This is a genomic window from Streptomyces panaciradicis (genome assembly GCF_023516615.1).
Taxonomy (GTDB): Bacteria; Actinomycetota; Actinomycetes; order Streptomycetales; family Streptomycetaceae; genus Streptomyces; species Streptomyces panaciradicis.
Window position 1 is genome coordinate 24,136 of sequence record NZ_JAMGBF010000086.1, and the last position, 9,657, is coordinate 33,792.

Annotated in this window: 9 protein-coding genes; 3 read left to right on the plus strand and 6 right to left on the minus strand. The window is 71.8% G+C overall.

Annotated features, from left to right (window positions below):
* Nucleotides 1-224: 224 nt before the first annotated feature.
* The 3 genes from M8J74_RS26680 to M8J74_RS26690 all read left to right on the plus strand — a co-directional run bounded on the left by M8J74_RS26680 (nucleotide 225) and on the right by M8J74_RS26690 (nucleotide 2,530).
* Complete coding sequence (locus tag M8J74_RS26680) at nucleotides 225-1,451, plus strand: acyl-CoA dehydrogenase family protein (protein ID WP_372500275.1); 1,227 nt, start codon at nucleotides 225-227, stop codon at nucleotides 1,449-1,451.
* Between the two features lie 104 nt (nucleotides 1,452-1,555).
* Nucleotides 1,556-2,095 carry an HAD domain-containing protein gene (locus M8J74_RS26685; protein WP_249838900.1) on the plus strand — a complete coding sequence of 180 codons (540 nt, stop codon included), beginning with the start codon at nucleotides 1,556-1,558 and terminating at the stop codon, nucleotides 2,093-2,095.
* Between the two features lie 21 nt (nucleotides 2,096-2,116).
* Complete coding sequence (locus M8J74_RS26690) at nucleotides 2,117-2,530, plus strand: cytidine deaminase family protein (protein WP_249838901.1); 414 nt, start codon at nucleotides 2,117-2,119, stop codon at nucleotides 2,528-2,530.
* 18 nt (nucleotides 2,531-2,548) lie between these two features.
* Here M8J74_RS26690 and M8J74_RS26695 read toward each other — a convergent pair whose 3' ends face one another.
* The 6 genes from M8J74_RS26695 to M8J74_RS26720 are packed head-to-tail and all read right to left on the minus strand — an operon-like array spanning nucleotide 2,549 to nucleotide 9,347.
* Nucleotides 2,549-5,308: a fumarate reductase/succinate dehydrogenase flavoprotein subunit gene (locus tag M8J74_RS26695; RefSeq protein ID WP_249838902.1), complete on the minus strand. Its 2,760-nt coding sequence runs from the start codon at nucleotides 5,306-5,308 to the stop codon at nucleotides 2,549-2,551.
* Complete coding sequence (locus M8J74_RS26700; RefSeq protein WP_249838903.1) at nucleotides 5,305-6,090, minus strand: ABC transporter ATP-binding protein; 786 nt, start codon at nucleotides 6,088-6,090, stop codon at nucleotides 5,305-5,307. Before M8J74_RS26700 ends, M8J74_RS26695 begins: the two co-directional genes overlap by 4 nt.
* Nucleotides 6,074-6,934 (minus strand): ABC transporter permease, encoded by an 861-nt coding sequence (locus tag M8J74_RS26705; protein WP_249838904.1) that lies wholly within the window; start codon nucleotides 6,932-6,934, stop codon nucleotides 6,074-6,076. The genes M8J74_RS26700 and M8J74_RS26705 overlap by 17 nt, the downstream gene beginning before the upstream one ends.
* A complete protein-coding gene (locus tag M8J74_RS26710; RefSeq protein WP_249838905.1) occupies nucleotides 6,931-8,277 on the minus strand; it encodes an ABC transporter substrate-binding protein in 1,347 nt (448 codons plus the stop codon). The genes M8J74_RS26705 and M8J74_RS26710 overlap by 4 nt, the downstream gene beginning before the upstream one ends.
* A gap of 15 nt (nucleotides 8,278-8,292) precedes the next feature.
* On the minus strand, nucleotides 8,293-8,520 hold the full coding sequence (locus tag M8J74_RS26715; RefSeq protein ID WP_030180763.1) for a 4Fe-4S dicluster domain-containing protein: 228 nt from the start codon (nucleotides 8,518-8,520) through the stop codon (nucleotides 8,293-8,295).
* 38 nt (nucleotides 8,521-8,558) lie between these two features.
* A complete protein-coding gene (locus tag M8J74_RS26720) occupies nucleotides 8,559-9,347 on the minus strand; it encodes a GntR family transcriptional regulator (protein WP_249838906.1) in 789 nt (262 codons plus the stop codon).
* Nucleotides 9,348-9,657: the final 310 nt, after the last annotated feature.

Sequence of the window (9,657 nt, forward strand, 5' to 3'; positions counted from 1 at the left end):
TACGAGCGTGAACCAGCCAGTTCGCGGCTCTAACCCTAGTATTCCTATCGAATTACTAGGAAAGTATTGACGGGGCTCGGTGGGGAGAGTGAGCATGACGAAACCGACGTGCCGCCTCACCCCGCCGCTTCCATGCCGCGTTCGCTTCGCCCTTCGAAGGAAGACCCGATGAGCACATCACTGAGCTGTAGCGACCGCAGCAGCCGTACGAGGCGGGTCCGCGCGTGACGGTGACGGCGGACGAGGCGACCGACGCGGCGTTCGGGCCGCAGGCCGACTGGGCGCACATCGCCCGTGAGGTGGCCGACGACCTCGCCACCGACGCGGCCGAACGCGAGGAGGCCGGCAAGGCGCCGCTCGACGAGGTCATCCGGCTGCGTGAGTCGGGACTGCTGTCGCTGCTGGTGCCGGCCGAACGCGGGGGAGGGGACGCGGACTGGCGCACGGCCTGCACGGTCGTACGGACGGTCGCAGCGGCCGACGGCGCCATCGGCCACCTGCTGGGCAGCCACTACGTCCTCTCCTACAGCACCAGGTTCTTCGCCGGACCCGGCCAGGTCGGCCGTATCGAAAGGGAGTCGGCGGCCGGGCAGTGGTGCTGGGGAGGCGGCATCGCCGGGCATGAACCACCGCTCATGCTGATCCCCACGGCGGACGGCCATCTGCTGGACGGCTACCAACGGTTCCCCACCGGAGTCGGAATCGCCGACCGGCTGCTGGTCCGCGCCTTCAGATCCGGGACCGGCGAGCCGCTGGCCGTCCTCGTCGACCCCGCCCGCCCGGGCGTCGTGACGGGAGTCGGCGGGGACACCTTCGGGCAGCGGCTGGCGGCCGGCGGGAGCGTGGAGTTCGACTCGGTGCCCGTCGCGGCGGACGACGTACTCGGTTCCCTCTCACCGGACGAGGGCGTCCTGTCGCCCTTCGCCTGCCTCGCCGCCCCGACCGCACACCTGGTCTCCGCCCAGGTCTGCCTCGGCCTCGCCGAGGGAATGCTGGACGAGGTCCGCGAATACGGCCGGATCGTGAAGTCCCCCTGGCAGCCGTTCTCCGCACAGCCCTGGCCCGACGGCCCCCCGCAGGACCCGCACGCACTGGTCGCCTACGGCGAACTCGCCGTCTCCGCCCGGGCCGCGTCCGCCCTCGCCGATCAGGCGGTGGACGCCCTGCTGCGCGGCCTCGCACAGGGAGAGGCACTCGACGACGAGGAGTGCGCGGAGATCACCGTCCTCGCGAGCGCGGCCGAAGCCGCCGCCTCCCGTGCCGTGCAGGAGATCACCACCCGCGCGCTGGACGCCATCGGCGCCCCCGCCGCCTCCTCCCGCCTCGGATTCGACCGCTTCTGGCGCAACGCCCGCACCCACACCCTCCGCGAGCCCCGCGTCAACCTGCTGCGCGAGGTCGGCGACTACTTCCTCAACGGCGCACACCCGCCCTTCACGCTTCCAGCATGACGAGGCCCGTCGTCGGCTGACCGGGCCGCCGTATTCGCTGGGCGATCCCATCGCCGGCCGGTACCGTGTGGCCTGGGAGCGAGGGGGATGAGCCGGTGCGGCCGGTGTTGTTGGTGGATGTCGACGGGCCGCTGAACCCGTACGCCGCGAAGCCGTACCGTCGGCCCGAGGGCTATCGGACGCACCGTCTGCTGACCCCGCGCTGGGAGTCCGCCGAACGGCGGCGCCTGAAGGAGTGGGGCCTGCCGAACCGGCCGGTCAAGCCCCTGCGGGTGTGGCTCAACCCCGATCACGGCCCGGAGCTGCAGGCACTTCCCTACGACCTCGTGTGGGCGACGACGTGGGAGGAGGAGGCCAACGCCTTCGTCGCACCGGCCCTGGGACTGTCCGAACTGCCCTTCATCAGCTGGCCCTCACCTCGACCCGAGCCCGCGGACGGCGTGTTCTGGAAGACGCCCGAGATCGTCGCGTGGGCGGAAGGCCGTACGTTCGCCTGGATCGACGACGAGATCACCGAGGCGGACCGAACCTGGGTGAAGGACCACCACGACGGCCTCGCCCTCTTGCATCGGGTCGACCCCCGACGCGGCCTCACCCGAGACGACTTCGCGGTGCTGGCTTCATGGGCGAACAGCATCAACTGACACACGCACAAGGCAGAGAAGATGACCACGCAGATCCAGCAGCTCGACCACGAACTGATCCAGGCCGCCGCCCAGGTCGCGCGCACCCGCTGCCGCGGGGACAACCACACCATGGCGGCGGCTGGTCGTGCCCCGGACGGCCGCATCGTCACCGCCGTCAACGCCTACCACTTCACCGGCGGCCCCTGCGCCGAGCTGGTCCTCATCGGCACCGCGGCCGCCCAGGGCGTCTACGAACTGGACACCATCGTCGCCGTCGGCGACCGCGACCGCGGGGTCGTGCCGCCGTGCGGCCGCTGCCGCCAGGTGCTGCTCGACTACTTCCCCGCTCTGAAGGTCATCGTCGGCGCGGGCGACCGCACCCGCGCCGTCCCCGTCCGCGACCTGCTGCCTGAGAGTTACGTCTGGGCCGACCACCAGCTCGACGCCGACTGAGAGCTCGGGCGGTCCCGCTCACGAGGCGCGTGCCGCGTAGGCCCTCACGTCCGCGTCCGAGTCCGTGGTGGCCGTGGCGAGGGCGGCCCGGGCCTCGGGAACCGGAAGGTGCCGGGTCAGGGACAGTACGGCGGCCTTGCGCACGTCGGCGTTGGAGTCGGCCAGCGCCTTGGCCAGCGCCGGGATCGCCCCGGCCGGGGCGGCGGCCGACAGGGCGGTGGCGGCGCCGGCGCGGACCTGCCAGGACCGGTCCGACAGGGCGGCCACCGCGCGGGCGGCGAGCGGGGCCGGGCAGCCCACGGAGGCCAGCGCACCGAACGCGGCAGCGCGCACCAGAGGATCGGTGTCCTCGGTGAGCGCGTCCAACGCCCCCTGCGCGACGGTCGAGATGCCCACGCCGGCCAGGGCCTTCGCCACGGTGACGCGGACCTCGCGGGACGGGTCGTGCGCCGCACGTGCCAAGGGCTCGGCCGCGTCGACCGACACGAGCGCCCGCACCGCCTCGATCCGCACCGCGACGTCGGAGTCGGCCAGGTACTCGGCGAACAGGCCGGCGTCCCCCAGGCGCAGGGCGCGCAGGACGTCGAGGACCGCGGCGCGCACGACGGGGTCGGCCTCCGTGAGCGCCCGGGTGAGCGCATGGCGCAGGGAGGGTTCGGACGGCAGGGTCTCGACCAGCTCGCGCAGGGATGCCGCCGCGGCCGACCGGACCTGGGCGTCGGGGTCGGCGAGCGCCTCCGCCAAAGCCTGTCCCGTGCCGGGAGGCACGGTCTCGGTGAGGACGGAGACGGCTGTCCGCCGTACGCCGGGATCGGGATCGGCCAAGTAGGGCTTGAGGGCGACGAGTTCGGGTTCCTCCTCGGCGAGCGTCAGCAGGGCGAGGAGCCGGGGTGAGGAGATCTCGCCGGGGTCGGCTGTCACGGACTGCGCGGACCGCGCGCCGGTCCTCGGACCGGCGGCCACCGGAGCCACCTCCCGCGCCCCGGCCGTGGCCACCTGCTCGGGATGCACCTCGCCGAGGTGCCGGGATGCACCTCCGACCGGGCTGAACTCCTCGACCGGAACGAGGTAGGGAGCCACCGGACGGACCGTGAACTCCATCGCGCCGGAAGGGGACTTGCGCAGATCGAGATGGTGCAGCCAGGACGCGTCGTCGCGTCGCGGATGGTCGATGCGCTCGTGGTAGAGACCCCAACGCGACTCCGTCCGGGCCAGCGACGCCCGCGCCGCCATCTCCGCGCAGTCGCGGATGAAGCCGACCTCGGCACACCGCATCAGCTCGTGCGGGGTCCGGGCGCCCATCGAGGCGATGTCGGCGCGCATCCGCTCGAACGCCTCCAGCGCCAGCGACAGCCGGGCCCCGGACTTCGGCGGCGCCACGTAGTCGTTCACGAAGCGGCGCAGCTTGTACTCGACCTGGAGTTGCGGCGGCCCGTCCGGGTTGCGCAGTGGGCGGTAGACCAGTTCGTGCGCCTCGCGCAGCTGCTCCCGCGGCAACTCGCCCTCATAGACGCGGTATTGGGAAGCGTCCACGCCGGCCAGGTCCCCGAAGACGAACGCGCCGATCATGTAGTTGTGCGGCACGCAGGCCAGGTCGCCGGCCGCGTAGAGGCGCGGGACGGTCGTACGGGCGTGGTCGTCGACCCGTACCCCCGAGGCCGAGTGGCCGCCGCACAGGCCGATCTCGGAGATGTGCATCTCGACGTCATGAGTGCGGTAGTCGTGGCCGCGGCCCGCGTGGAACGTGCCGCGGGTGGGCCGCTCCGTCGAGTGCAGGATGGACTCCAGGGCGGAGACCGACTCCTCCGGGAGATGGCTCAGCTTGAGGTACACCGGCCCCCGGTCGCTGGCGACCTCCGCCGCGAACTCCGCCATCATCTGCCCCGACCAGTAGTCGGAGTCGACGAAACGCTCACCGTGCCGGTTGACCTGATAGCCGCCGAAGGGGTTGGCGACGTAGGCACAGGCCGGGCCGTTGTAGTCCTTGATGAGCGGGTTGATCTGGAAGCACTCGATGCCGGTCAGCTCGGCGCCCGCGTGGTACGCCATCGCATAGCCGTCGCCCGCGTTCGTGGGGTTCTCGTACGTGCCGTACAGATAGCCCGAGGCGGGCAGGCCGAGGCGGCCGCAGGCACCGGTCGCCAGGATCACGGCACCCGCCCGCACCACCACGAACGCACCCGTGCGCGTGTTGAAGCCGGCCGCGCCCACCGCCCGCCCCTGCGAGGTGAGCACCCGCACCGGCATCACCCGGTTCTCGATCCGGATGCGTTCCCGCATCTCCCGCCGCCGCAACTGCCGGTAGAGGACCTTCTTGACGTCCTTGCCCTCCGGCATGGGCAGCACGTACGAACCCGACCGGTGCACCTGACGGACCGCGTACTCGCCGTGCTCGTCCTTCTCGAACTTCACGCCGTACGACTCCAGGCGCTGCACCATGGCGAAGCCGCGGGTGGCGGTCTGGCGGACGGTGGACTGGTCGACGACGCCGTCGTTGGCGCGGGTGATCTCGGCGACGTAGTCGTCGGGCTCGGCCCGTCCGGGCACGACCGCGTTGTTGACGCCGTCCATGCCCATGGCGAGCGCGCCCGAGTGCCGTACATGGGCCTTCTCCAGCAGCAGGACGTTCGCGCCGTGTTCGGCGGCTGTCAGGGCCGCCATGGTGCCGGCCGTGCCGCCACCGACGACCAGGACGTCGCAGGAGATCTCCTCCGCCTCGCTGAGGGCCGGGATCTGCAGGGGAGTGTCCACCGGGGTGCCTTTCACGTTGCGGATCACGTTCCGAGCGAGGACAGGACCTCGCGCCGCAGCGCCACGCGCGCGGGATCGTCGTGGGCCGTGCGATCGCGTGGCCGCGGTACGTCGCGTACGGCGGTCAGCCGGCCGTTTCCTAGGAGCGCCACGCGGTCGCCGAGGAAGAGGGCCTCGTCCACGTCGTGGGTGACGAAGACGACGGTCGCGCCCGTGCCGTGCAGGACCTCCACCAGCAGGTCCTGCATGCCCGAGCGGGTCTGGGCGTCGAGGGCGCCGAAGGGTTCGTCCATGAGGACGGCGCGCGGCGCCCCGGCGAGTGCGCGGGCCAACTGGGCACGCTGGCGCTGCCCGCCGGAGACCCGGTGCGGCAACTGCCGTGCCAGGTCGGCCAGTCCGACGCGGGCCAGCCACTGCTCGGCCTGGAGGCGGCGCTGCGAGCGGGGGACGCGGCGGACGGCAAGCGGGAGTTCGACGTTGGCGCGCAGGGTGCGCCAGGGCAGGAGGGCGTCCTCCTGGAAGACCAGGGCGCGTTCGGCGGACGGGCCTGCCAGGGGTTGGCCGTCCCGGGCGATCTGCCCGGCGAGCGGGGACAGCAGCCCCGCCAGGGTACGCAGCAGGGTCGACTTGCCGCAGCCGGACGGACCCACGACGGTGAGGATCTCGCCGGGCGCGATGTCCAGGTCGACGTCGGACAGGACCGGTGCAGTCGGGCGGCCGAGCGTGGCGGCGCGGAGGGTGAGGCCGATGCCGCCTGCGAGGTGTGGGGTTGGACGGAGTGCGGGTTCGGTGTCAGACGAGGTGCTCATCGCGTGCCTCCTTGTTGCCGGAGGGCCGGGGGACGGGGGAGGCGGCGAGCGGGCGTGCCGGCGTCGGCCGGGCGGCGCTGACCGGGGACGTACGCGGCAGCCAGTGGGTCAGGCGCCGGCCCAGGAGTTCCACCGCCGTGGAGGTCAGCCAGCCGAGGACGCCGATCGTCACCATGCCGACGAAGACGCCCGGGTAGTCGACGACCGTGTAGTCCTGCCAGGTGCGGTAACCGACCCCGTACTGACCGGAGATCATCTCCGCGGAGATCACGCAGATCCACGAGACGCCGATGCCGACCGACAGTCCGCCGAAGATGCCGGGCAGGGCGCCCGGCAGCACGACCGAGCCGAGGACGCGCCAGCGGCCGCCGCCCATGGTCAGCACGGCTTCCTCCCACACCGGCGTCAGCGCCCGCACGGCATGCCGGGTGGAGACCAGGACCGGGAAGAAGGCGGCGGTGAAGGTGATGAAGACGATGCCCTGCTCGTTGGAGGGGAAGAGCAGGATGGCGACGGGGACCAGGGCGATCGCCGGGATCGGGCGGACGACCTCCAGCAGGGGACCCAGCAAATCCTCGGCGAGCGGTGAGCGCGCCACGAGCACGCCCACCGCCACGCCCAGCACCGCCGCCAGCACGAAGCCGGTGACGATGCGGGTGAGGCTGTCGGTGAGGTCCGTCCAGTAGTCCGGCCCGGCCAGGCGGTCGGCGAAGGTGCGGGCCACGTCGGTGACCGTGGGGAACTGCGAGAAGCGCAGCCACAGGTCGACGTCCAGGCTGGTCAGCAGTTGCCAGAGTCCGAGGGCCGCCGCGAGGGCGGTCACCCGCAGTGCGTACCGGCTCACGAGGCACGCTCCAGGGCGTCGGCGTAGCTGATGACGCGGGCGCCGGCGTGGGCGGTGACGTAGCTGCGCGCAGTCGCCGGGGCGACGAAGGGCAGCAGCCGGCCGCCGTCGGCCACCCAGACCGCCTTGTCGGCGAACCACAGGGTGCCGGTGGTGGTGTCGGGGACATAGGCGGCGCGGATGCCCTCGCGGTGCGCGGAGACGTAACTCAGCAGCTGGGCGGGGGATGTGAAGGCAGTCGTCCGGCCGGCGCCCTTGGGCCACACCTCGCTTGCGGCGGCCGGCGGAGTGGCGGCCAGCTCCTTGCCGTACGACGCTCCGAGGGCCTTCTTCACGTACCGGTCGTCGACGAAGGCGTCCACGTCCACGTCACCGGTCAGCTTCGCCGCCTTCAGGACCGGTACGTCCCGCTTCAACGCGTCGACGAGCTGCGGCTTGACGGCCGGGTCGAAGGTGGAGATGCCGTGGGCGCCGTTGTAGAGGTAGACGACCTCGGCGGGCAGGCCGGTGGCCTTCGCCACCTTCTGCGCTGCGGCCACCGGATGGGCGTTGAGGTAGTCGGTGGCCTGCGCCTGGGCCTTGAGGAAGGCCTCCAGCACGGCCGGGTCGCGGTGGGCGAAGTCCTCGCGGGCGGTGACCCCGTGGAAGGTGGGCAGGTTCAGCAGGGCGCCGTCGTACAGGGCCTTGGCCTTGCCCTGGTAGGCGAGCAGCCCGGGCCAGGCGACGAACTGCGACAGCGCGTCGACGCTGCCGGCGCTCAGTGCCGACGCGCCCACCGCGGGCTGCTGGTTGAGTTTCTCCACGCCCTTGTCCGGGTCGATGCCGGCGCGCTGCAGGGCCCGTACGAGCGTGCCGTCGGCGGCGGAGCCGATGCTCGTGGACACCTTTTTGCCCTTGAGGTCCTCGAGCGTGGTCAGCTTGGAGCCGGGAGAGGTGACGATGGTATTGAGGCCGCCGCGCAGGTTGTAACCGGTGACGGACACCAGACGGGTGGGCCGGTTGAGCTGCTTCCCGCGGGCGGCGTTGATGAGCAGCGGGAAGTCGCCCATCGAGCCGATGTCGATCTTGCCTGCGGTCATCTGGGCGGTGATGGGGGCGCCGGTGGCGTAGTCCTGCCAGCCGACCTTGTAAGTGCGGCCGTCACGGAGCGAGTTGAGCTGCTTCTCGAAGTAGCCGAGCGAGCGCAGCAGGGTTCCGGCGGTGACCGTGTTGATGGTCTTGGACTGGTAGCCGACGGTCACCGTGACGGTGGAGCCGTCACCGCCGGCCGCGGCGGTGCCGCCGCAGGCCGTGAGCGGTACGAGGAGTACGACGACGGCGGCGGCGACTGCTGGGTGTTTCATGGCTGTTGGGACCTCTCACCGGAGCAGATAGGGCATGTTGACCGTGACGGCTCCGGTGGGACAGCGGGCCGCGCACGGGCCGCAGTACCAGCACTCGTCGACGTGCATGTACGCCTTGCCGGTGCTGTCGTCGATGGCGAGGGAGTCCAGCGGGCACATGTCCACGCAGAGCGTGCAGCCGTCGATGCACTTCGACTCGTCGATGGTCACGGGCACGTCGGCCCGCTGGGGTGCCAAAGGCATGGCTGTCTCCAGGAAGGTGAGCAGGCGGGGCAGGTGTCTTACAGCGACCGGCGGAGCAGGCCGCTCATGGTGATGCGGTCGCCGCGGAAGCGGATGAACTCGAGGTCGACGGGCCGGTCGTCGGACAGATGGGTGAGGCGCTCCAGCATCAGTACGGCGGCTCCGTGCGGGGCCTGCAGCACGGCGGCGGAGTGCGCGTCCGCGTTCACCGCCTCCAGGCTGATCTCGGCGTGGCCGAGGGGCCGGCCCGTGAGGGACTCGAGCAGCCGGAAGATGTCGGTGTTCTCCAGGTCCTCTCCCAGCAGGGCGGTGCCGATGTCGAGGGGGATGTAGGTCAGGTCGAGGGACAGCGGAAGGCCGCCGAGCCGTCGCAGGCGTTCGATGTAGAGGACGTCCGTGCCGGAGGGCAGCTGGAGGCGGTCGGCCACCGGTGCCGGGGCGGGTACCGGGCCCACCGTGCGGACCTCGTTGGTGACGCGGCCGTGTTCGCGCAGGGTCTCGGCGAGGCCCATCAGGCGGTCGAGCCCGTGCGGGTACTTCTGCGCCACGACGACCGTGCCGACGCCCGGCAGGCGCTCCACGAGGCCTTCGGCGCGCAGCAGGTCGAGTGCCTCGCGGACGGTGTTGCGGGAGGCCCGGTAGTCGGCGGCCAGGACCGACTCGTGGGGCAGGGGGCCTTCGGGGAAGGCGCCGCCGAGGACCTGGTGACGCAGGAGGTCGGCGAGTTGGCGTGCCCGGTCCGCGCGCAGCCGGCGCCGCGCGCGGTGGGCGGCGACGGTGCTCGCGCCCTGGCCGGCGTGGTCTCGGAGGCGATCGCTGGAGGACATGTTCGGGACCATACCTATCCGGTAGGGAATGGGGTGTTGCCGGATTGTTGCGCCACCTGACTCGGCAACAGATGCGCTGTTGACCTGCGGTTTCGTGGCGGGGCGGGGAAGATCTGCCAGTGCCCTGCGGCAGGGCGCGCAGGTGATGTCCGGCGACCCGGCGAGCCCTCACGCATACGACGGCACCGGCTCGCGGTGAGGTGGTCACTCCTCTGCGAACCGGTGCCGTGTGCGGTGGTTCCGGGATGCTGCCGGACGTGGGTCAGTGGCGGTCGACAGCCCTTCGGTCAGCCCTTCACGAGCAGGCCGC

Coding starts and splice junctions, on each gene's coding strand:
- M8J74_RS26690 (WP_249838901.1), top strand. CDS start 2,117: ATGACCACGCAGATCCAGCAGCTCGACCACGAACTGATCCAGGCCGCC.
- M8J74_RS26700 (WP_249838903.1), bottom strand. CDS start 6,090: ATGAGCACCTCGTCTGACACCGAACCCGCACTCCGTCCAACCCCACAC.
- M8J74_RS26710 (WP_249838905.1), bottom strand. CDS start 8,277: ATGAAACACCCAGCAGTCGCCGCCGCCGTCGTCGTACTCCTCGTACCG.
- M8J74_RS26715 (WP_030180763.1), bottom strand. CDS start 8,520: ATGCCTTTGGCACCCCAGCGGGCCGACGTGCCCGTGACCATCGACGAG.
- M8J74_RS26720 (WP_249838906.1), bottom strand. CDS start 9,347: ATGTCCTCCAGCGATCGCCTCCGAGACCACGCCGGCCAGGGCGCGAGC.